The sequence below is a fragment of the Epilithonimonas zeae genome (assembly GCF_900141765.1).
In the GTDB taxonomy this organism is placed as follows: Bacteria; Bacteroidota; Bacteroidia; order Flavobacteriales; family Weeksellaceae; genus Epilithonimonas; species Epilithonimonas zeae.
This window is the reverse complement of record NZ_FSRK01000001.1, coordinates 1657950-1679273: the sequence shown is the minus strand read 5'-3', so window position 1 is coordinate 1679273 and position 21324 is coordinate 1657950. Positions and strand designations below refer to the sequence as shown.

General features: G+C 35.5%; 23 protein-coding genes. 15 read left to right on the top strand and 8 right to left on the bottom strand.

Annotation, left to right across the window (positions count from 1 at the left end; all coding sequences use genetic code 11):
* The first annotated feature begins 7 nt into the window (after positions 1-7).
* From BUR19_RS07725 to BUR19_RS07700, 6 genes are all read left to right on the top strand, one after another.
* Entirely contained in the window at positions 8-400 is a 393-nt protein-coding gene (locus BUR19_RS07725; RefSeq protein WP_074234502.1) for a hypothetical protein, read from the top strand.
* Positions 379-1281, top strand: coding sequence for a helix-turn-helix domain-containing protein (locus BUR19_RS07720; protein ID WP_074234500.1), 903 nt, complete (start codon positions 379-381; stop codon positions 1279-1281). The genes BUR19_RS07725 and BUR19_RS07720 overlap by 22 nt, the downstream gene beginning before the upstream one ends.
* Before the next feature lie 123 nt (positions 1282-1404).
* A complete protein-coding gene (locus tag BUR19_RS07715; protein WP_074234498.1) occupies positions 1405-2163 on the top strand; it encodes an SDR family oxidoreductase in 759 nt (252 codons plus the stop codon).
* A gap of 20 nt (positions 2164-2183) precedes the next feature.
* Positions 2184-3101, top strand: a complete 918-nt coding sequence (locus BUR19_RS07710; RefSeq protein ID WP_074234496.1) for a helix-turn-helix domain-containing protein — start codon at positions 2184-2186, stop codon at positions 3099-3101.
* Positions 3102-3221: 120 nt separating this feature from the next.
* Complete coding sequence (locus BUR19_RS07705; protein ID WP_074234494.1) at positions 3222-3791, top strand: Crp/Fnr family transcriptional regulator; 570 nt, start codon at positions 3222-3224, stop codon at positions 3789-3791.
* Positions 3792-3871: 80 nt separating this feature from the next.
* Positions 3872-4735: an SDR family oxidoreductase gene (locus tag BUR19_RS07700; RefSeq protein WP_074234492.1), complete on the top strand. Its 864-nt coding sequence runs from the start codon at positions 3872-3874 to the stop codon at positions 4733-4735.
* Between the two features lie 586 nt (positions 4736-5321).
* On the opposite strand, the gene BUR19_RS07695 is transcribed toward BUR19_RS07700, so the two are convergent.
* From BUR19_RS07695 to BUR19_RS07660, 8 genes are all read right to left on the bottom strand, one after another.
* Positions 5322-6497 carry a DUF3570 domain-containing protein gene (locus BUR19_RS07695; protein WP_074234490.1) on the bottom strand — a complete coding sequence of 392 codons (1176 nt, stop codon included), beginning with the start codon at positions 6495-6497 and terminating at the stop codon, positions 5322-5324.
* A gap of 33 nt (positions 6498-6530) precedes the next feature.
* Positions 6531-6737, bottom strand: a complete 207-nt coding sequence (locus BUR19_RS07690) for a DUF4266 domain-containing protein (protein WP_245799038.1) — start codon at positions 6735-6737, stop codon at positions 6531-6533.
* 67 nt (positions 6738-6804) lie between these two features.
* Positions 6805-7731 carry an FAD:protein FMN transferase gene (locus BUR19_RS07685; protein WP_074234486.1) on the bottom strand — a complete coding sequence of 309 codons (927 nt, stop codon included), beginning with the start codon at positions 7729-7731 and terminating at the stop codon, positions 6805-6807.
* A 3-nt stretch (positions 7732-7734) separates the two neighbouring features.
* Positions 7735-8175, bottom strand: a complete 441-nt coding sequence (locus BUR19_RS07680; RefSeq protein WP_074234484.1) for a thioredoxin family protein — start codon at positions 8173-8175, stop codon at positions 7735-7737.
* Between the two features lie 87 nt (positions 8176-8262).
* Complete coding sequence (locus BUR19_RS07675) at positions 8263-8619, bottom strand: hypothetical protein (protein WP_245799037.1); 357 nt, start codon at positions 8617-8619, stop codon at positions 8263-8265.
* Positions 8620-8986: 367 nt separating this feature from the next.
* Entirely contained in the window at positions 8987-9565 is a 579-nt protein-coding gene (locus tag BUR19_RS07670) for an NAD(P)H-dependent oxidoreductase (RefSeq protein ID WP_074234480.1), read from the bottom strand.
* Complete coding sequence (locus tag BUR19_RS07665) at positions 9562-10590, bottom strand: saccharopine dehydrogenase family protein (RefSeq protein WP_074234477.1); 1029 nt, start codon at positions 10588-10590, stop codon at positions 9562-9564. The genes BUR19_RS07670 and BUR19_RS07665 overlap by 4 nt, the downstream gene beginning before the upstream one ends.
* 54 nt (positions 10591-10644) lie before the next feature.
* A complete protein-coding gene (locus BUR19_RS07660) occupies positions 10645-11211 on the bottom strand; it encodes a Crp/Fnr family transcriptional regulator (RefSeq protein WP_074234475.1) in 567 nt (188 codons plus the stop codon).
* A gap of 386 nt (positions 11212-11597) precedes the next feature.
* Here BUR19_RS07660 and BUR19_RS07655 point away from each other — a divergent pair, with 386 nt between their 5' ends.
* From BUR19_RS07655 to BUR19_RS07615, 9 genes are all read left to right on the top strand, one after another.
* Positions 11598-14477 (top strand): hybrid sensor histidine kinase/response regulator transcription factor, encoded by a 2880-nt coding sequence (locus BUR19_RS07655; RefSeq protein WP_074234473.1) that lies wholly within the window; start codon positions 11598-11600, stop codon positions 14475-14477.
* 333 nt (positions 14478-14810) lie between these two features.
* Positions 14811-15149, top strand: coding sequence for a hypothetical protein (locus BUR19_RS07650; RefSeq protein ID WP_074234471.1), 339 nt, complete (start codon positions 14811-14813; stop codon positions 15147-15149).
* Positions 15150-15302: 153 nt separating this feature from the next.
* Positions 15303-15968: a hypothetical protein gene (locus BUR19_RS07645; RefSeq protein WP_074234469.1), complete on the top strand. Its 666-nt coding sequence runs from the start codon at positions 15303-15305 to the stop codon at positions 15966-15968.
* Between the two features lie 19 nt (positions 15969-15987).
* Entirely contained in the window at positions 15988-16578 is a 591-nt protein-coding gene (locus tag BUR19_RS07640) for a hypothetical protein (protein ID WP_139297285.1), read from the top strand.
* Between the two features lie 25 nt (positions 16579-16603).
* Positions 16604-18100 carry a BspA family leucine-rich repeat surface protein gene (locus tag BUR19_RS07635; RefSeq protein WP_175565883.1) on the top strand — a complete coding sequence of 499 codons (1497 nt, stop codon included), beginning with the start codon at positions 16604-16606 and terminating at the stop codon, positions 18098-18100.
* A gap of 82 nt (positions 18101-18182) precedes the next feature.
* Entirely contained in the window at positions 18183-19169 is a 987-nt protein-coding gene (locus BUR19_RS07630; RefSeq protein ID WP_139297284.1) for a hypothetical protein, read from the top strand.
* The gene (locus BUR19_RS07625) at positions 19169-19864 is read left to right on the top strand and encodes a hypothetical protein (RefSeq protein WP_074234461.1); all 696 of its coding nucleotides are present in this window, start codon (positions 19169-19171) and stop codon (positions 19862-19864) included. The genes BUR19_RS07630 and BUR19_RS07625 overlap by 1 nt, the downstream gene beginning before the upstream one ends.
* Positions 19865-19866: 2 nt before the next feature.
* Complete coding sequence (locus tag BUR19_RS07620; RefSeq protein ID WP_139297283.1) at positions 19867-20292, top strand: hypothetical protein; 426 nt, start codon at positions 19867-19869, stop codon at positions 20290-20292.
* A gap of 17 nt (positions 20293-20309) precedes the next feature.
* Positions 20310-20927, top strand: a complete 618-nt coding sequence (locus tag BUR19_RS07615) for a cupin domain-containing protein (protein WP_074234458.1) — start codon at positions 20310-20312, stop codon at positions 20925-20927.
* Positions 20928-21324 lie beyond the last annotated feature (397 nt).

Sequence of the window (21324 nt, the reverse complement as noted above, 5' to 3'; positions counted from 1 at the left end):
GAAAACGATGGTAAAAAGTATAATTTCTTTGGTATTGTTGGCAGTGTCGGTTTTTCTGGCATTTAAACACGGTTGGGACACATTTAATTACAAAAAAAATCCCGAAGCAATGAAAATGATGAGCGAATTAGGCATTACAGAAACAATGATACCCATTTTCGGTGGGGTTACATTATTGGTTGGTGTATTGTTGCTTATCCCCAAAACATTTTTCTTGGGCAATGTGCTCAATGCTATTTCTATATTAATCATTATGACGTTGGCAATGAGGATTGGAAATTTCAAAATGGTATTGATGGAAATTCCGTTTTTAATGATGCCTTTGGTGTTAATTTGGTGGAAATATCCGTTTTTAAAAAAATTAATCAAATCCGCCTTATGGAAAAACCAATCCGAATAAAAACCATTTCTGAGTTACACAAATTAATGGGTTTGCCTAAACCGCATCATCCATTGATTGAACTCATTGATCTATCCAAACAAAAAAAGGATACAGGAATTTTTGCTGTACTATTTGATTTGTATGTGATTACTTTAAAAAGAGGTTGTGACAAATTGTTTTACGGACAGCAACAATATGATTTTGATGAGGGCGTAATGGCATTTTTATCGCCCGGACAAATTTTACGCGGAGAAAGTGATCATATTCCGGAAAATATAGACGGCTGGATGTTGTTTATCCATCCCGATTTTTTATGGAATACTTCTTTGGCTAAAAAAATAAAACAATACGATTTTTTTGGTTACACCATCAACGAAGCCCTGTTTTTATCGGATAAGGAAGAAACAATGATAAATGGTATTGTTGAAAACATCAAAAACGAATATCAAACAAACATCGACCAGTTTAGTCAGGACATCATCATTTCACATTTAGAAACTTTGTTGAATTATTCGGAACGGTTTTACCAACGACAATTCATTACCCGTAAAAAAACGAACCATCAAATCCTCGACCGGTTGGAAGTATTACTTTCAGATTATTTCAACAGTGATGATTTGGTTTCAAAGGGATTGCCAACCGTTCAATACATTTCGGATCACTTAAATGTGTCGCCAACCTATCTGCGAAGTTTACTTAAAACATTGACAGGCTTGAATACGCAACAGCACATTCACGAAAAACTGATTGAAAAAGCAAAGGAAAAATTGTCAACAACTGATTTAACGGTAAGTGAAATTGCTTATGAATTAGGTTTTGAGCATATGCAATCGTTCAGCAAATTGTTTAAAGAAAAGACCAGTCAAAGCCCGTTGGCGTTCAGGGCTGGTTTTAATTAGAAAACGGCATCCATTTTAAACTATAAACATCCCACGATTTTGTTATAAGAAACCTCAATTGGGTTACAAACAACATTTTAGATAGAATGACCTTTGTTTTTCAAACATTTAAAATTAAAAGAAATGAAAAAGGCATTAATTACAGGAGCGAACAAAGGCATTGGTTTAGAGGTCGCAAAACAATTGTTACAAAAAGGGTATTATGTTTATCTGGGTAGCAGAGATTTAAAAAATGGTAAAGAAGCCGTCGAAAAATTAAAAAATGAAGGGCTCGAAAATGTTGAATTGTTAGAAATAGATGTTACGAATCAGGATTCAGTAAACAATGCCCGCATTGAATTGGGCAAGAAAACACAGGTACTGGATGTACTGATCAATAATGCCGGTATCAATGGAATAGAATTTAACGATGGCAAACCTGTAATGCATACTGCAACAGAAACGGACGTAGATGTTTACAAGAAAGTTTATGAGGTAAATGTATATGGCGTGGTAAGAGTTACACAGGCTTTTTTAGATTTATTGCGAAATTCATCAGCACCCAGAATTGTCAATGTAAGTTCAAGCCAGGGCTCGCTCACTTTACACAGCGATCCAAATTTTATTCATTACAACTTTAAAGGCTCGGTATATCAATCTTCAAAATCAGCCTTAAATATGTACACCATTGTTTTAGCGTATGAGCTGAAGAACTTGCCCTTTAAGGTAAATGCAGTTAGCCCGGGTTCTACAAAGACAGATTTTAACCATAATTTGGGGCAAGGTTCTGTTGTAGATGCCGGTAACAGAATTGTAAAATATGCCATCATTGGCGAAGACGGACCGACAGGTAAATTTTTCTCTGAAGATATGAATACGGATACCGGCGAAATTCCGTGGTAGAAAATCACTAAATTTATGAGATGAAAAAGGACAAAAATATTCCTTACCATTACAATTCACTTACAGAATTGCATCGGATGCTTGGGTTACCTAAACCCTTGCACCCGTTGATTAGTTTTTTCGACAATACCAATAAAAAGATAGATTACAGCAACATCGCAGACCTGCGAACTTCAGCATTTTATAAGATCTCTTATAAATCAAATCTTACAGGACAGTTAAAATACGGGCAACATTATTATGACTTTGATGAAGGCGGATTGTTTTTTGTATCGCCCAATCAGGTTACTGCAAATAGCGACAACAACGGCGACCAATCTGGTTATACTTTACTGATTCATCCCGACTTTTTATTGACTTATCCTTTAGCAAATAAGATAAAGCAATATGGCTTTTTCTCTTATTCTGCGGATGAAGCCTTGCATCTTTCAGATAAAGAAAAAGACACCATTATTTCTATTTTCAAAAATATTGATGAAGAATTGCAAAGCAGAATCGATGATTTTAGTCAAGATGTAATGATCTCACAAATAGAAACTTTGCTCAATTACAGCAATCGATTTTACAAGAGACAATTCATCACTCGAAAACAAGTAAATAACGACCTGTTACAAAAAATGGAGAAAATTTTGGAAGAACTGTTTAAAGATGAAAATCTATCCATCAAAGGTATTCCGACAGTTCAGTATCTTTCCGAAAGCCTCCGTCTTTCGCCAAGCTATTTGAGTGATATGTTACGTTCTTTAACAGGGCAAAATGCACAGCAACATATTCAAAACAAGATTATTGAAAAAGCAAAAGAAAAATTATCTACTTCTGATTTATCGATTTCAGAAATAGCTTATGAATTAGGGTTTGAATATTCTCAATCTTTCAGTCGCTTATTTAAAGCCAAAACCAGTCAAAGCCCGCTTGAGTTTAGGTCTAGTTTCAATTAGAAAACATCATTTAATCTTTGCTAACTAAAAACCTTCCAGGATGTTGTTATAAACCCAGCCTACATCACTTTTTACCAAATGGTAATTCTTTAATTAAAATCGCTTCCTAACTTTACAACAATGGAAAAATTAATTGAATATATACTGCATTTTGGCAATTTGAACCAACAGCAAATCGACTTTATCAAAAGCAAGGCAACGGAATTGGAACTGAAAAAAGATGATTATTTTTCCGAAGCAGGAAAAATTCCCAAATACATTGGTTTTGTTTTGGAAGGCGTTTTTCGTTTTTGCTATTACAATAATAAGGGCGAAGAAATCACTTATTATTTTATTAGCGAAAACAGTTTTGTTTCAGACCAGCAAAAATTTGATGCACAGGCAGCAGCAACTGATTACATCCAAGCTGTGACCGATTGTAAAATGCTTGTGTTTTCTAAAAAAGATTGGGACGAAATTTTAAATACAATTCTGGATTGGGATAAGATTGCTGCTAAAATAACACACAAATGTTTAACGGAAGCGATGGACAGAAGAAGTCCGTTAGTCTCAGAAGACGGAACTACCCGTTACCTGTCATTCCTCGAAAAATATCCAATGCTGATCAATCGTGTTCCGCTTTCACTGGTCGCTTCGTACTTGGGCGTTACCCAACAATCGTTGAGTAGAATCAGAAAAAACATCCGCTAAAAATCTCTTTTTACCAAATGGTAAATGATTTCATTTTTGAAGTTCGGAAATTTGTATCATTAATTTAAAAACAAAATATAATGAGCAAAAAAATAGTATTAATTACAGGAACAAATAGCGGATTTGGATGGCTTACCGCAAAAAGCGTTGCAGCCTTGGGACACCAGGTTTACGCAACAATGAGAGATACAAATGGTAAAAATTCAGATAAAGCAAAAGCTCTTTCAGAGATAGAAAACATCACGGTTCTGGATGTTGCACTTACGGACGAAAATAGTGTGCAGAACGCCATAGATACCATTATCGCAAAAGAAGGAACAATAGATGTTTTGGTAAACAATGCGGGTTTTAGCAGAAACGGTGTGGCCGAAAGTTTTACCACCGCCGATGTGCAGGAAATATTTGATATCAATGTCATCGCACCTTGGCGATTGATGAAATTGGTGTTGCCATTTATGCGTAAACAATCCGAAGGTCTCATCATCAATATCACCAGCGGATTTGGTACAGTTTCATTTCCTTTTGCCACAATGTACAGTGCTTCAAAATTTGGTTTGGAAGGCATCAGTGAAGGTTTGCATTACGAAGTAAGACCTTTGGGTATTGACGTTGCCATCCTGCAGCCGGGTGCTTTCCCGACAGAGATGTCACAAAAATTCAACCCTGGTTCCGATGCTTCGGTTAACGATGCTTATCAAGCGATAGCAGATTATCCTAATAAAATGGGGGCTGCTATTGGTAAGGCATTCGAAACCTTAAATCCTAATCCGCAAGATGTTGCAGACGCTGTGGTAAATTTAATCAGCTTACCCAAAGGTCAGCGCCCGATAAGAACCAATGTTGACCCTTTCACAGGGCAATACCTCCAAGCTGCAAATGATGCCGTTCAAGTGCAATATGAGAAAGCGTTAACCGCCTTTGGAATGGGAGATTTGTTGAAGTAAAATATTGTATCTAATATATAATGTGATTTGATTCCCTGTATTGTAATACCCATACAAGCTACATAGTTGTACAAAAAGCAGAAAAACCTTTGGAATCTCAAAGGTTTTTCTGCTTTTTGTATTTTAATGAAATTTATTTCCGCTGAACATTCCTGTCTACTGGCTGGTTTGTGCCCATTTTAATCCTTTCATGCCAATGAGCGATTTAAGCTTTGCTTTTGATGAGTTGAAAAAGATTCTAAAAAAATGGTTAGAAAAGAGAAAGAAACCAATCATTTATATAAACAAAACTAATGAAACAATATAAGACTGTCCCAATTTTAGGCATACTGTTGCTCTTATTTGCATCCTATATTTATGCTCAGCACATCGAAAATGTCCAAACCCTTACATCAGAATTTACACTGATCACACCAAAACCTATGAATAAAGTCGGAATAATGAGTTTTTGGTAGCTTGGATGATATACTTTATCAACGGTAATTCTCTACCTCTTTTTTTGCAGTTCGGCTGAATAAGATTTAACCTGTCCAAAACAAATATTTGAACAGGTTAAAATAATGATTGTTATTATTTTTATGGATGGTTATTTAAACCTTAAATTTAAGGAAATAATATCCGACTTCATTCCTATCGATTTGGTATAATGTCCGTATCTTATTTCCAGCATATTGAGCCTTTCTACACCAAATAATCCATTCTTAGGATTGATACGGATTCCTGCACCGTAAAAGTTGCTGTTGAATTTCGAAAGGTCATAATTGCTCGTATAAAAATCATCAAAAGCCGTATGCTGCTGATAAGGTGAAAAATATTTCGCACCCGTTTGAGAATAATATCTGTAAAATGGACTTACCGATACAAAAGGTGAGATTTTCACAGGCGCTTCTAAGCTGATCGTATTAGATCTTAATCCCCAATCATCAGTATAGTAACGATAATAGGCTCTTACGATTACCTTATCTCCAAAGAAATAATTGGCTCTCAATCCTAGAGGAAGTTTGAATCGCTTATCCGGCAAAGCTTCCTGATGTACAGACCCATCTGTAAAATAAACCCTGTGGAATGGCAAACTCAAATAACCCGTCTGCTGAACGGCATCTGTCATTAATTCCAATTGAAAATTCTTATTGATGATCTGAGAATAGGATAAAGAAAGCGCATAGGTGTTTCTACCACTGGTTCCAGTATTTTCGCCACCTGCAGTTCTCAATTCTATTGGAGCAATCAATTTTACCTGATCCAGAAAGGCTTGAAATTTGGCAGTGAATTCCCCCATCTTGTTGGGCGTTTTCTGGGAGAATCCTATATTCGCTCCAATCGATTGATAATCAAACTCCCCGGAATATGAAACACCAGCCATAATTGTGCTGCCTTTGGTTTCATTCTCACGGCTCCATCCTAAGGAAGGATAAATTCGTGTGTCTGCATGAGAAGCGGAAGAATTAGCCTTGAGGTCTATCATATCCGATGATGCAGACGTGTAATGGTCTATACCAACATCCAAAGTATATTTGTTCTTTCTTAATTTTTTGTCATAATTTACCAAGACCACATCTATGGAATTAGAAATATCGGTGAGTTTTTCTGATCCTATACCGCCTGTTACTGCAGAATTATTTCCGTCCTGTTTATAATAACTCGATACTAGATTAATCTCATCCAAACTTAGTTTTCTCGATGATTCTGTATTGGTATTTTCCTGTGCTTTAGCATTGAAGAATCCAAACAGAGCAATGATGCTTATAATTACTTTTTTCATTTTAATTCATTTTAAGATTTAGTAATTATTATTCTAATTGCATCCGCAGCCACCGCCAACTTTACCTGCATTAGCGCCTGAAGAGCCTTCGCGATAAGACTGGAAACTGAGTTCTGTTTTTTCAATCGTTCGGTTGCCCAGAACCATTTCGGCATCGTTGAGTTTGCTTTTTTCATATTCTTTTACCGTTGAGCAGGAATGTAGTGATGAAAGTGTAAAAAAGACAGATATGCCCATCATTATTTTTAATATATTATTTTTCATTGGGATTTTTTAACTTGTTTTATGTCAAAGATTATCCAGGACATTATTTGAAATTGATGTTTTTTGATGAATGAATGTTGTTGTCATCATCGATAATGATACATTCCAAATGGTTGATCTGGTTGACGAGACCGATTGCGGCATCAATTCCCATAATAGTAACTGGCGTTGCCATCGCATCGGCAATCTCGGCGTTCGGACAAATTATCGTAACGCTTTTGATTCCCGAAACCGGCATTCCTGTTTTTGGATTGATGGTATGCGAATACTTCTTATCTTCTATCATTACAAATTTTTCGTAATTACCGGAAGTTGCAACAGAAGTATTGGTAATGTTCATATAAGAGAAAGGAAGAGCAGCATTGTCCGGATCCGCGATTCCGATGGTCCAAGGTTTTCCGTCGGCTTGTGATCCCCAAGTTGTGAGATCGCCGGAAGCGTTTACCACACCCGAAACGATACCTCTTTGCTGAAGAATTTTTTTTGCCATTTCGGCAGCGTATCCTTTCCCGATACCACCAAAACCAATTCTCATTCCTTTCTCTTTCAAAAAAACTGATTGGTTTCCAGGATTTAAAAGGATATTTTTGTAATTAACGAGTTTCAGATGTTCTTTTACCAATTCTGGGTTGGGAAGATGCTTCATTTCTCTGTCAAAATTCCAGAATGTTTTATCGATTCCACCATAAGAAATGTCAAAATAACCATCTGTAATATCGCTGATCCTAAGACTTCTTTCGATTAACTGAAAAACTTCTGAATCAACTTTTATTGGTTGTATTCCTGCATTTGTATTAATCAAATTAGTCTGGCTATCATCGCTGTAAGTCGTGAGCAATTTCTCAATCCGCTGGATTTCTGAAATTGCGGCTTCGATATGTTCAAAAGCAATTGCTTCACTGTCATCCACAACAGTGATCTCGAAGATATTCCCCATCAGTTTTTGGGATTTGCGAAACTCTTTCAACATTATTTATTTTTTCTGATAAAAACTTCGGATCTTATTACTGAAAGCAATTGCGTCTTCCGATGGCAGTCCTTCCCAGGTTTTTAGCAATTTACCTTCAGAATTTAATAGTATTGTATAAGGGAAAATACCTTTTGGATTGTATTGATCTGCCAAAAGTTCATTCTCTTTTTTGATTTCTGCGGAAGGTTGATTTTTCTTACTTCTTGGGAAATCTGCATTGACATATTCTAAAATATGGTCGGCCAATAATTGCTTGAAAGTTTCCGTTTCGATAATGTTTTTATGAAGTTTAATGCACGGAATGCACCAGTCTGATCCGGAAAAATTGAGTAGAATAAGTTCGCTGTTTTCTGAAGCTGTTTTCTTTGCTTGTTCAAAACGTGTCTGTGCATTAGAAAGGACAGAGAATAAAGCCAACATTATGGCTGTAAATATTGTTTTCATTATGTATTGTAAAATTAAATTTCAGAATCAATCAAGCCTGAATGTTCTTTAAAACATCCAGATAAAATATTTAATGTAGAAATAAAATTACGTGAGTCTTGGTGGCTGCCAGATAGAATGTAAATGACCTTTTATGTAGAAATTCTCATCGAAAGCAGCAATATGGCTAGCATTGAAACACATAAAAGTTAAGTTGCCAAACTCAAAAACGAAATTCGAATTTAGGGTAAAGACAAGTGACAATGTAGAATGAACCACAAATGGTAATTGCCTGTCCGTTTTATAATCTGCATCTTTTGCAGGATGATCATAATGCATTTTGAAAAATGCCAACAGTGACATTTCCGGATTTAATTTGTGGTGTTCATTGTAATGTTCTATAAGTATAGGAAGCTTTAAAAACTGATTGAGTTCAGTTGTTGAAACCAAATACGTAAAAAGCATCAATATTGAAACCCATTTTTTCACAGATCAAAATTATACAATGTTTCATTAAGAATGATTTTAAATTAAATATACGAACCTCATTACCGAAAGATTGGAAAAACTAATAATAAGACTAGATTGTGATGAATGTGAATTTAATCTCATCATCCAAATTTTCATTGATAAGCTCAGGATGAGGCGAGATTACAGAAAGAAAGATAGAAATGTTTCGCACCAGTTATTTTTTTAATAACACGGATAATTTATAAAGTAGAAAATCTGGATGGTGATAATATTGCTAAGATGGCTTTTTCTCAAAAATAGTTCCAAGTTCAATACATTGTTATAAGGAAAACCTGACTGTAAATACATAGACTAATTCAATTTATTTCAGTTTCATTCCGGATATTCTCACTTTATCCAGCCACTTTTTGCGTTGTGTTTCGTCTGAAGTTTTAATAATTCCGATAATGGTCACTTTTACAGGCTTCACGCCGCAAAATTCTAATATTGATTTCTTGAGCTGGTTAATACTCGGACGACCAAAAAATATTCGGTAATACCATCCCGGTTGATCCATTGTTGTTATAATATGTGCTGTTTTTCCAATAAGCAACTTATCCCACCAAACAGAATTCTCCCGGTATTTGAAAGCCAGTCCGGGAAGAAAAAGTCTGTCTATAAATCCTTTCATTACAGCCGGAAAACTGCCCCACCAAACAGGATGCACCCACACGAGGTGGTCTGCCCAAAGAATTTTTTCCCAGGCTTCAAGTAGGTCAGGTTCAAGATCCGTTCTTTTCTGATAGCCATATTTTAAATTCGGATCAAACTGAAGATCTGCAATAATAATCTGTTCAACCTTTGCGCCGGCTTTTTCAGCACCTTCTCTATAGTCATTCATAATGGCGAAATTGAAAGATTCCCGGTTGGTATGGCCGTTGATAATCAGTATATTTTTCATATTTTTGTTTCAATAGTTATCCCTTCATATTCAGCCAATGACTGATAAAGTTTTTCCGGATTGTGAAGTTGATGGGCAAAATATATTTTGTTTTTAAAATCACCGTGCAGTAGCATTTCAGCGTGCAAAACAGCAGCGAGTGCTGTGAGTTCTGCCTGTCCTTTTTTGCTTTGAAGACTTAATTTTTTTTCTCCCTGATCATCTTTGATTACAATTTCAAATACAGACTGGTCACCGTTTCCACTCGAACCAAAAATGACCCGACGTGCCTTTAATGATAAAATATCGAAAATTCTTAATTTTTGGAATGTTCCCAAAAGCCAGGTGATGAGTTTTGAATCATAGGTCATTTTAACATTGACTGTAGGTATTTTTTCAATCTGATTTAAAATATATAGATCTGGAACATCAAAATTATAGGCCTGTCGCTTTCCGATTCCGAAAGAAAACTTAAAATCTTCAGAATTCAGAAAATGTCTTACAGATATCTGCCGATTACTATGATAGTTGATAAATGGTCTGGCTACATTCTCAGCCATAAAATGAGCGGAACTTTCTCCTGCCAGATCCTTTACAGAGTAATATACATACAATTTTACTTCCCGGATATTTTCGGGATTATGAGATAGAGTATTCATAAGTCCGCTGACGAGTCCTCCCATCCATCCTGAACTGAAAACGATTCTGCTGTTGATATTTTGAGTAGTTTCTGCTACAGCCAGAGCTTTTACAAGGTCAGGTGTTGGTTTTGTAATGTCAATGTAGTCAATACTGTTATCAATAGCAAACCTGAGAATATGATCATTTTGATCATTGACTGCAAGAATGATAAGATCAATATTTCTGTTTACGACAGTCTTGAAAGTTTCAGGCTTATTGACATCAATCATTACATCGTATTCCGTAGCCCCTTCTTTCCGGCTGCCGATATATATGTTATATTCTTGATTTCTGGAGCGCAGAATCCTGTGTATCGTTTTTCCAACTATTCCTTTTCCTCCGACAATTAAAATATTTGAACCCATATTGTTTTTTTTACAAAACTACAGGAACGCCAATTCCGGACATAGGACAAATGTCTAAAAAGAAATGTCTTTTCTGAGACGGCTTAAATGCCGTTGTGTAATTCCCAGATATGTAGCCAGATACTGAAGCGGAATCTGTTGAACGAAATTAGGCTGATTCTTCAGAAGCTTCTCATATCTTTGTGAGGCATTATTTCTCTGAAGCTGAAAATATCGTTCTTCCAGTTCCATATATTCTTGTTCCGCAATTATTTTCAGAAAAAGAATCCATCTTGGGTTTTCGTGGAAAAGAGCTTCCACTTTATCTTTATTGAGTACAAAAATGTCTGCATCTGCAATTGCCTGTATGGTTTCTTTACTGGGTTTTCCTGAAATAAAAGAAGAATATGAGGCCACAAACTCATTGGGAAACCTAAAACAGTAGGTTATATCTTTGCCGTCCGCAGTTGTATAAAAGGTGCGGAATATTCCGTTCTGAACAAAGGCGATTTCTTTACAGCTGTCATTTTCCTGTACAAAATATTCATTTTTCAACAGTTTTCGGGTCTCAATCAGTTGGGCAAAATCTTCAATTTCTTTGTCTGAAAATATTTTAAAACTTTGAATATAACTGAGAATCATAGTCCACTAAGTTTATTGAAATTATTAGTCAAATATAATTCTTTATCTGCTACTTTAAGCTATAGTAATGATGTGACTCACTAGCGATATAATTTACTGTAGAAAACTGTATATTGATGTACCAAACTAAAAAATAAAATATCTTTTAGTTTATAGCTTATCTAGATTTATTGAATAAAAGTTACAGAGTTAGTATTTTTATAAAAATATGATCTGTTACATTAAAATATATTGTTACAAAAATATTTTTTATGAAATTTAAACATTCTTAAAATAAATTAAAGTATTTTAGCTATGTTAACCAAGTTGTTGATTAAAATCGAATGGTGAAATTTCGGACTTGTAAAAGCATATTTATTGTACTATTTTTTTTAGTACAAGTCTTTGTGTTCGCCCAATCTCAGACTGTTATCCTTACAGACCAACAAATTGAAAAACCCGTCTGGTTACAAAATTTCCACTGGAGGTTTCATCCCGGAGATAAAATAGAATTTGCGAGTCCGAAATTTTCTGATGAGTCGTGGCAAATTATTTCCAACACCAATTTCGGGAAAGATAAATATAGTAAAGCGCCAATGCCAAAAGGCTGGACGGGAATTGGCTGGTTTAGAATTAAGGTTAAAAAATCAGAAGCAAATTTAACCGATACCTGGGCAATGTCGATCAACCACGATGGCGCGTCAGAAGTCTATCTGGACGGAAAAAAAATAGTGACCATAGGAAAAGTTGGTGATTCGAAAGAAAATATGGTAGCAAGTAGGCAACCTTACCTCAGTATTCCGCTCGCAATTACTGATACTCTTTCACATTTGATTGCGATTCGATATTCCAATTATGATGCGCCCTATCCTAATTTTTACGGCTTTCAGGCGAGTTTACAGGATTTTCAAACAATGAATGCGAAGCAAAAAGCAGACAAATTCGTGATGGATCAACTCTTGATGAGTGTGGCTGCAGCTTGTATCTTGATTCTTTTGCATTTGCTCATTTATATCTTTTATCCAAAACTAAAAATTAATCTCTATTACATTCTCTTTGTTGCTTGCGTCGCCATTGGATTATATGCTCGTTACCAGACCTTTGTGACCACGAGTCCAACTGGGCAAGTCTTTTATATGAAAGTCTTTATGGGATTTGTGACCCTACATTTTACGTTTGGATTTCTCTTATTATATTATGCAGCTTTTGGTAAAATACCTCTGAAACGTACTGTTATTATGCTTTTGGCCTCGGTTCCTGTCGCAATTTATCTATTATTGAATTGGTATGAATCGTGGTACGATTTTAAAATAATGTGGTTTCAAAAATGGCATCAAAATATATTTGTGCTTATTTTCTTTGCCGATGCAATAATTTTCTTATTAAAAGCCATCAAAAATGGAAACAAAAAATTGTGGTTGCTTCTTGTAGGAATGTTCATATTTATAATAATGGGAACTATAGCAGGTTCTAACCAGTTCGGATGGTTTACGGTACAACAAGTGATGATTTTGTTTGGTTGGGGAAATCTGCTGATGCCCATTTTATTTTCGATTTATATGGCAATTGATATTGCAAATACCAACAGAAATCTCGCTTTTCAATTGGTAGAAAACAAAAAGCTATCCGAAGAAAATCTGGAGAAGGAACTGGAAAAAATCAGACTCATCTCCGAGCAGGCGGATCATCTGGAAAAAACAGTTTTGGAGAGAACGGCGCAAGTTCGGGATCAGGCAGAAAAACTGAAAGTGATGGATGCTGCCAAATCTAGATTTTTTATAAACCTGACGCACGAATTCAAGACACCACTGACACTGATTATTAATCCTGCGAAAGAATTGTTGCAAAATCCCGACAAAGCCACAGCAAAGCAATACGCCCAATATATCCTGAAAAACAGCGAACGTCTTTTGCAACTCATTAATCAACTTTTGGATTTGAGCCGTCTCGAAAGCGGGCAAATGAAGGTGGATTATCAAAATATCGACATCGTGAAATGGTTGGAATTGCACGTGAAGCAATTTGGTTCCTTAGCGGAGCACCATCATCTTGAACTGAAATTTGAAACTAGGCAACAGGAACTTTGGGTACAAACGGATCTTGACAAGTTTGAAAAAATTGTACAGAATTTGGTTTCAAATGCGATAAAATTTAGTGAGAAAAATGGTTCTGTAGATGTCATATTACAAAAATTGAATGAAAATTATTTTGAAATTAAAGTAATTGATAAAGGAATTGGCATTAAAAAAGAAAAGTTGCCCTATATCTTTGATCGGTTTTACCAAGTAGATGCTTCAGATTCTCGCGATAGAGAAGGTGCAGGTGTTGGATTAGCTTTAGTGAAGGAATTGGTGGAACTGTTAAATGGAAGTATTGAAGTAAATAGCGAAGAAAATATAGGCTCAGCTTTCACCGTTTCATTACCTTATCTCTCTGCGGATAAAAATAAAGGTGTGACGGTAACATCACCCCTAACTGAAATTTACAACAATGACAATAACCTTGAATTATTTGAAGATGAATTACTTAACGAAAATAAAGAAACTGTTTTAATAGCTGAAGACAATGAGCAACTTCGTGAATTTATAGAAATTACATTAAAGAATAACTACCAAGTTCTATCAGCCAGTAACGGCGCAGAAGGAATACAAATAGCCCAAGATATGGTACCCGATTTGGTGATCACCGATCTTATGATGCCCAGGAAAAATGGATATGAACTCTGCGATACTCTCAAAAATGATGAGCGCACAAGCCACATTCCGATTGTTATGCTCACGGCAAAAACCGATCAAGACAGCAAAATCTATGGGATAAGATCTGGTGCCGATGCATATCTTGCAAAACCGTTCGATAAAACAGAATTGATAGCAATCATCGAAAATCTTATTACGACACGTCAAAAATTAAGATTAAAATTTTCTCAAAATAATGGTTGGCTGAACGAAATTTCCGAATTGCCATCAATAGAACAATCATTCTTATCAAAAATAAAAGACATTATTCATGATCGGATAGATGATGTACAACTAAGTGCAGAGTCTTTGGGAAGCGAAGTTGGTCTTAGCCGAACGCAACTTCACAGGAAACTCAAAGCATTAATTAATCAAAGTCCAGGGGAACTTTTGCGCACCATTCGTATGCAAAAAGCACACGAACTATTGGAAAAAAAGACAGGCTCCATTGCGGAAGTAGGTTTTATGGTGGGCTACGGAAATCCTGCAAATTTTTCTACCAGTTTTGCAAAATATTTTGGCTATCCACCAAGTGCAGTTAATAAAGATTAGTTTTTAAATACCCTAGCATTTAGCACAAATCCCTGACTTTTCAAAATTTCATATATCTTTTTGATGTTTTAATACTTGACTCTTTTTGATGAAGATGCTGGATTTTGAGCATTAAGGTTTTTCATTTGCAACAAATTCAAAGTAATATGAAACAAAATCAAAACATACAGTAATCATTCGTTAAAACGCACAATATCAAAAGCATTTGCAACAAGAGCAAATGCTTTTTTTTATTTCTGAATGTAGCTTTGGACTATCGAAATAAGAAATATCCAATAAATTTTTACAATTATGAAAACTTTAATTTTTAGTCTTATTACAACTTGTTTGTTGATGTCTTGTCAGAGTAGTAATTCAAAAACAGATACTACTATAATTGGTGATTGGGATGCCCATCTAAGCCATAATGGAAAACCGTATGTTTTGAAGGCGCATTTTGGTGCAGATAATAACTATGATGGATTTACCGACGGAAAATTATTTGTCACGGGTAAATATACGATTGAAGGAGATGTAATGATTATTTCTGATTCACTTTGTAATGAGCAATACGAAGGGAAATATAAAATCGCATTTTTCGCTCAAGATTCTTTGCGTTTTTCTGTGATTGAAGATACCTGCAAAATGAGAAACCAAGGAATAAACGGACTTGCAGTTAAGAGATTACAATAAAAAAGCAATTCCAGGCTTTCACTCATTCTGATAATGCTTCTAATCATTGTCTTAATATCTACAAAAAAAACTGATAAAGTTTGGGTAAGAATTCGAATTCATTATAGAATTTGTTAACAGAATAATCAATCCGAATAATTAAAAAATATCATTATGAAAACACTTAAAATAATTTCGCTATTACTGCTTCTGATTGGATTGTTGTATTGCAGAAATGACGACAATGGCAAAGAACCAGAAACTGTAGAAGAACCATTTGATATTACAGATTATGTGCTTGTAGCATTGGCAAAGGATGATAATCAATTTTCAACTTTTATTCTAACTTTTGAAAAGGAAGCTCAAGGGAAATCTATTGAGTACCACACCTTTGCACCAATTGAAGGTTATAATTACAATTACACTTTTGTAGATGGCATCGTAAAAATTTATAGTGCAGGTTACGTTGTCAGAGAATTTAAGATTCAAAATAAAACGATTGTATCATCCAATAATGCGGATCAACTTAATTACAAATTAGCATTAGTGAAAATTTCCAATACAAACCAGCTCAATGGCAATACCTATGTTGGATCGTGGAGAGTTCCGGGAACCAATACCCAGTATGCTGTAAATTTAAGGTTCTCTGGCACTCATTATTCCGAATCATATCCTAATCCGATTGATCCTAATCACGAATATAAAATTATTAAAAACATCGCTGCATATTCAATTGAAGCAAACAAACGATCTCTATGGATTCTGGTAGATGGTAAATTAGAAGGTTACAGGGATCTTTTTCCTTTTGCTCAGCAAATTGGAACTTTCCAAAAACAATAATTTCAAAATAAAGATCATTATGATTACCAATATTTTTAATGTACATTTTAGGAGCATACTACGAATCAGTTTACTTCTAATCATAAATATCAGTCAAGTATTGCAAGCACAAGACCTTACAACACCACAAGTTGTAGGCCAGCCTTCCGGAAGAAGAATGACGACTCCAATGCCATTCGATGTTAAAGGAATAGCATTTTCGGAAATACGCAATAGTGTATGGGCTCCGCAGTCCGAAATTGTGAGTGAATTTCAAGTAACTTATTACAGAGAAGGTGACCCCAAACAATATGTAAATAAAAGCATCATAAAAGTGAGTCTTGCCCCATACGGAAACTGGCAACTTCACAACCTCTATGTGGAACCTTTGCCTTACCATAAACCCAATGTAAAGCTGGTTGCCGGGAAAACAGAATATTCATTATTTATCTATCAACTCTACCAAGGCAGAAAATCTGCAATATGGAATGCTGCTATCGACATAGACGATTACAAAAGGTGGAAAACACCCAAGGATATTAAAAATGGTCCAATCATCGTACATCCGAAGGACAAAGTCATTCTCAATCCTCAACCCATTCCACCGAAAACGCCATCTAAAAAAAAATAATGAATTAGTAATTAAAAATATCATTATGAAAACAAAAATCTTCTTACTCCTGTTTGCTGTCTTTACAGCACTGATGCACGCAACACCAATCATCACAAAATGGAATACCAATGCCAATGGTGACAATTCTATCCAAATTACAATCCCGACAGTAGGTGCTTACTCCTACAACTATGTGAAACCTGACAATCCTTTGGTCACGGGAAGCGGAAGCGGGGCAAGTGGCAATACAACCATTACATTTCCCTCGGTAGGAGAATACATTGTAACGATAACGCCAAGTTCTACTTTTAGATTCAATTTTGACAACTCCTCCTCAAACACACGGAAAAAATTATCCGAACTCCAACAATGGGGAACTACGGCTTGGGATACTAATTTAAGCGGTATGTTTTACCAGTGTTCCAATCTGAAAATTACGGCTACTGATATTCCGAATTTTTCCAACGTAACCAATATGGTTTATTTGTTTCAGGATTGTACCTCACTAACCACAATCCCAAACGCTGATAGTTGGAACACATCTAATGTTATCAATATGTATCAGATGTTTTCTGGTACAACAGCCTTCAACCAAAACATCGGAAGCTGGAACACGTCTAATGTTACGAATATGGCTGGAATATTTCTAAATGCAACTGCATTCAACCAAAACATCGGGAATTGGGACACGTCTAAGGTTACCAAAATGTATCAGATGTTTTCTGGCGCAACTGCATTCAACCAAAACATCGGAAGTTGGAACACCTCTAAGGTTACTATGATGTATGGTATGTTTTCTGGTGCAAAAGCCTTCAACCAAAACATCGGGAGCTGGGATACGTCTAAGGTTACCGATATGTACGCTATGTTTGCAGGCGCAACTGCATTCAACCAAAACATTGGGAATTGGGATACGTCTAAGGTTAACATTATGAGTGCTATGTTTTATGATGCAACTGCATTTAACCAAAACATCGGGAGTTGGGACACGTCTAAGGTTACCGATATGGGTATTATGTTCATTGACGCAACTGCATTCAATCAAAACATCGGGAGCTGGACTTTGAATAGTAATGTTAATTTACAAAGTATGCTCAATAATTCTGGAATGGGTTGTGAAAATTACAGCAAAACCCTAAAAGGCTGGGTCGAAAACCCCAGTACACCAACAGGCAGAACTCTCGGAAGTTTAGGAAGAACATACGGATCTGCTGGGCAAACTCACAGAAATATCCTTATCAACAACAAAGGCTGGACAATCTCCGGAGATTCTTATGATGCAGGTTGCACGGTTAATTTGGCTACAACAGATCTTAATAAAAAAGAAATTGCGATTTACCCTAATCCCGCTAAAGACATCCTCCACTTTTCGGAAGAAGCCGGCAATATCAGCATCACAGACCTCTCGGGAAGACTGGTGAAACAGGTTTCTACTTTTGGTAAAACCATAGATGTATCCAAACTTCCAAAAGGAACCTACATTATATCAGCCACCACAAAAGCTGGTAAGGCTATTAACCGAAAGATTATAAAAGATTAAGAAAACAGATAAAAGACTTATAATCAATCGCTTATTCTTAAAAAAATGTATGATTAAATAATTAACCATTAACCACATCATTATGAAAACAAATATTTTTAATCTATCCAAAACAATTTTTTCATTGTTCATTCTTCTTATGATGAGCAATGAAGCACAAGCACAATTAGGAAAAAAACGAAAAACCAACACTCAGGAAATCAAAAATAATCCTGTAATTACCTTTCCAACGGCTGGTTCGGTAATCGATGGACCTTTCGTGATTATGGGTAAGGCAGACCCGAATACCTTTATCAATCTTCGGGTCGATCCTATTTATAATTTTCCTGCAAATCCATCAGGTAAACCAACCTTGCGAATAAGTACAAAGGAACACAATCCACAGGAGTTCAGTATCAAAGCGGATGAAAAAGGCATTTGGCAAAGTCCGCCTATTCAGGTTTTGTTTGATCCGAAAGCTATCAATACAAAAATATTTGCCTTTATTTCCCAACAATTAGGATCATACCGCTACGAGAGTAAAAATATCGAATACAAAACTTCGCCAAAATTATTTCTGAAAACCATTCCGATGAAAATCCCGGCAAAGAATAACAATGATAATAGCTCATCGGGACAACCCCAAAAAGATGAAGGTCTTATCAAGGGTGGTGCTATATCCAATTTCAAAATCATTTCGCCATTTGATAACAAAAATGTTGGTCAGGACGGATTCTACATTAGTGGAGAAGCTCCAGAAGGTGCGTTGGTGAGAGTGGAAGTTCGATTTTCGGGCTACAAGTCCAAAACTGAGATAAAAATTGGGAATGTAGGTCCAATTTTCCCTATCCCGAAGATTGATAAAAATACAACTACAGTAGACAATGCGCTTTGGGGAACTTACAATGTACGTTACAATTCTTTAATGAAAATGTGGATTACAGACGAAATCAAACTGATTAAAAAATCAAATGACTATTCCTATTGGGCAAACAATTATACCATTACGGCAAGTCTTGTAAATGAAAAAGGAGAAGCAGTGCATTCTAAAACCATCCAAGTTTCCCGAATGAAAACCAAAGCCATCTGATGAAAAAGCTTAGAATAATTAATTTGATATTCTGCCTGTTTGCCAATTTTTATCAGACGCAGGAACTCACAGATTGTTTAAAAGAACTTGAAAAAGAAAATGTTGGTAGTCTCAGCAAGATAAAATTTGAAAGAATGATTGAGCTCAGCGGAAATAGAAAGGTATATGAGTTTTCTATAAAAAGTGATAGACGCTGTATGGATTGTTACAATGGTAGAATCTTTTATGACAGCCAATGTAAACAGGTCGCACGATTTGGAATAGGAAGAAGAGTAGACAAATTTGTAGCGGAAGGCTATACCGTTGGAGATTTTGGAATAGTACCAAGACCTACGAAAAATGCTAATCAAGAAAATATAGAAAATGTATTGTTTTATATTTCTAAAAACGAAGCGAAAGAGTTGAAGGGTTTTGAATATGATGACCAAATTGAAATATCTACAAAAGAAGGCTTAAAGCATTTTCGTAAAGGAAAATTAATCAACACCTATAAAATTATTCCAAGAAAATTTTCATCCACAGAAATAAATCTTCCACGTATTTACTATTTGCCCTCATTTCAGTTGTATTTTAAGGTTGTGGAGCGTCAATTTTATATCACCAAAACAAAATTTCAGGATGATGTTTCCAGCAATAAAATAGATGACAATGATTGGGTTAAAGCTTTTCATCTCATAAAACAAAAATTAAAATGATTATGAAGAATATCATCATCTTATGTGGCGCTTTTTTATTACTCCTTACAAGTAACGAAGTCAAAAGCCAAAGCAAGAAACAGAAAGAAGTCACGATTGTATATCCCAAAAACAATCAAAAAGTCCGGGGTACTTACAAAATATATGGAGGTTCCGAACCCAACGCTGTGGTAAAGCTAAGCATCATTAGTACTTATTACAAAACCAACAATAATAATGGAACTAAAATTACCAAAGGCGAAGGACCGTTAAAAAGACTCAACCGTACTTATTCTTTAAAGACCAATCGCCACGGCACCTGGAAAATTGAAAATATTGAGCTTACCAATGCCGGCTATGAAGAAAGCTTCGTCATAAAAGCGAGTGATGGCAAAACAGCAAAAACCATTACGGTATATGATAGAACCCGGCCTGTTTTAATTGATTAATTACAAACTACAGAAAAATGAAAAGACGTAATTTTTTAACAGCTTCTCTGCTTGCACTTCCGATATTGTCGTTTGCTAAATGGGCAGATTTTACATTCAGATACAAAAAGGGAAAATCACTATTTGTACGGGCTGATGAAAGCCGTTACTTCGGAAAAGACACAACATCGGAAGCCAATTTCGGCCGTTGTATCATCTCTTCAAAAGACACGGAAAATCAACTATACATTGGTGCGGATGTAGCAAAATCTAACCTGGAAAAAGGTGGTCCCGGTTTGCATATCCATCATCAGGATGACGAGATTTTTTACGTGATTTCCGGGGAATTTTTGTTTCAGATTAACGAAGAAATTTTTATGGGCAAAAAAGGCGATACTGTATTTGTACCAAGAGGTACGGCACATACCTATGCCAATCCTTATGACAATAATCCCGGTGAACTTTTGATCATCCATCAACCAATTTCGCCGAGTTTGGAAAAATTTTATCAGGTATTTTCAAAAATCGGATATATGAATGATGATATGCTTCGGGAAAACTTTGAACCGGAAGTTTTGGCAGCTTTAATGAAAAACAACGCCTTTGTAGGTCCTCCTATTGACATAGATGCTGCACTCAAAAAACTAAAACCATAGTGATGGAGCGAATGATCAATATTCAACTTATCCTATTTCGGCCAATAGGGACATCTAAATATAACACAGTAAAAATTGACCATTAAACTTTAAGATTATGAAAACATTAAAAATAATATCGCTTTTACAAATAAGGACTTCGATAAGCTCAGCCTTACAATGTTAAATATTGCGGTTAGCATTCGAGATTAGCATGTCCTGAGCCTGACGAAGGGAGGGGCTTCCGTTAGAAAACCTTTTATTAGTCGTTGATATTCAATATTAACTAAAGGGATAAATGTCAGTAAGAATATATAAATTAGAAAAAACTAACGTTATGAAAATATTAAAATTAATTTCTTTTTTAATACTCATTTTAAGCTTATCAGCTTGTAGTAGAGAAAATAATGAACCTGAA

Excerpts from the sequence above, each read along its gene's own strand:
- BUR19_RS07725 (WP_074234502.1), top strand. The coding sequence starts at position 8 with ATGGTAAAAAGTATAATTTCTTTGGTATTGTTGGCAGTGTCGGTTTTT.
- BUR19_RS07720 (WP_074234500.1), top strand. The coding sequence starts at position 379 with ATGGAAAAACCAATCCGAATAAAAACCATTTCTGAGTTACACAAATTA.
- BUR19_RS07715 (WP_074234498.1), top strand. The coding sequence starts at position 1,405 with ATGAAAAAGGCATTAATTACAGGAGCGAACAAAGGCATTGGTTTAGAG.
- BUR19_RS07710 (WP_074234496.1), top strand. The coding sequence starts at position 2,184 with ATGAAAAAGGACAAAAATATTCCTTACCATTACAATTCACTTACAGAA.
- BUR19_RS07705 (WP_074234494.1), top strand. The coding sequence starts at position 3,222 with ATGGAAAAATTAATTGAATATATACTGCATTTTGGCAATTTGAACCAA.
- BUR19_RS07700 (WP_074234492.1), top strand. The coding sequence starts at position 3,872 with ATGAGCAAAAAAATAGTATTAATTACAGGAACAAATAGCGGATTTGGA.
- BUR19_RS07695 (WP_074234490.1), bottom strand. The coding sequence starts at position 6,497 with ATGAAAAAAGTAATTATAAGCATCATTGCTCTGTTTGGATTCTTCAAT.
- BUR19_RS07690 (WP_245799038.1), bottom strand. The coding sequence starts at position 6,737 with ATGATGGGCATATCTGTCTTTTTTACACTTTCATCACTACATTCCTGC.
- BUR19_RS07685 (WP_074234486.1), bottom strand. The coding sequence starts at position 7,731 with ATGTTGAAAGAGTTTCGCAAATCCCAAAAACTGATGGGGAATATCTTC.
- BUR19_RS07680 (WP_074234484.1), bottom strand. The coding sequence starts at position 8,175 with ATGAAAACAATATTTACAGCCATAATGTTGGCTTTATTCTCTGTCCTT.
- BUR19_RS07675 (WP_245799037.1), bottom strand. The coding sequence starts at position 8,619 with ATGCTTTTTACGTATTTGGTTTCAACAACTGAACTCAATCAGTTTTTA.
- BUR19_RS07670 (WP_074234480.1), bottom strand. The coding sequence starts at position 9,565 with ATGAAAAATATACTGATTATCAACGGCCATACCAACCGGGAATCTTTC.
- BUR19_RS07665 (WP_074234477.1), bottom strand. The coding sequence starts at position 10,590 with ATGGGTTCAAATATTTTAATTGTCGGAGGAAAAGGAATAGTTGGAAAA.
- BUR19_RS07660 (WP_074234475.1), bottom strand. The coding sequence starts at position 11,211 with ATGATTCTCAGTTATATTCAAAGTTTTAAAATATTTTCAGACAAAGAA.
- BUR19_RS07650 (WP_074234471.1), top strand. The coding sequence starts at position 14,811 with ATGTCTTGTCAGAGTAGTAATTCAAAAACAGATACTACTATAATTGGT.
- BUR19_RS07645 (WP_074234469.1), top strand. The coding sequence starts at position 15,303 with ATGAAAACACTTAAAATAATTTCGCTATTACTGCTTCTGATTGGATTG.
- BUR19_RS07640 (WP_139297285.1), top strand. The coding sequence starts at position 15,988 with ATGATTACCAATATTTTTAATGTACATTTTAGGAGCATACTACGAATC.
- BUR19_RS07635 (WP_175565883.1), top strand. The coding sequence starts at position 16,604 with ATGAAAACAAAAATCTTCTTACTCCTGTTTGCTGTCTTTACAGCACTG.
- BUR19_RS07630 (WP_139297284.1), top strand. The coding sequence starts at position 18,183 with ATGAAAACAAATATTTTTAATCTATCCAAAACAATTTTTTCATTGTTC.
- BUR19_RS07625 (WP_074234461.1), top strand. The coding sequence starts at position 19,169 with ATGAAAAAGCTTAGAATAATTAATTTGATATTCTGCCTGTTTGCCAAT.
- BUR19_RS07620 (WP_139297283.1), top strand. The coding sequence starts at position 19,867 with ATGAAGAATATCATCATCTTATGTGGCGCTTTTTTATTACTCCTTACA.
- BUR19_RS07615 (WP_074234458.1), top strand. The coding sequence starts at position 20,310 with ATGAAAAGACGTAATTTTTTAACAGCTTCTCTGCTTGCACTTCCGATA.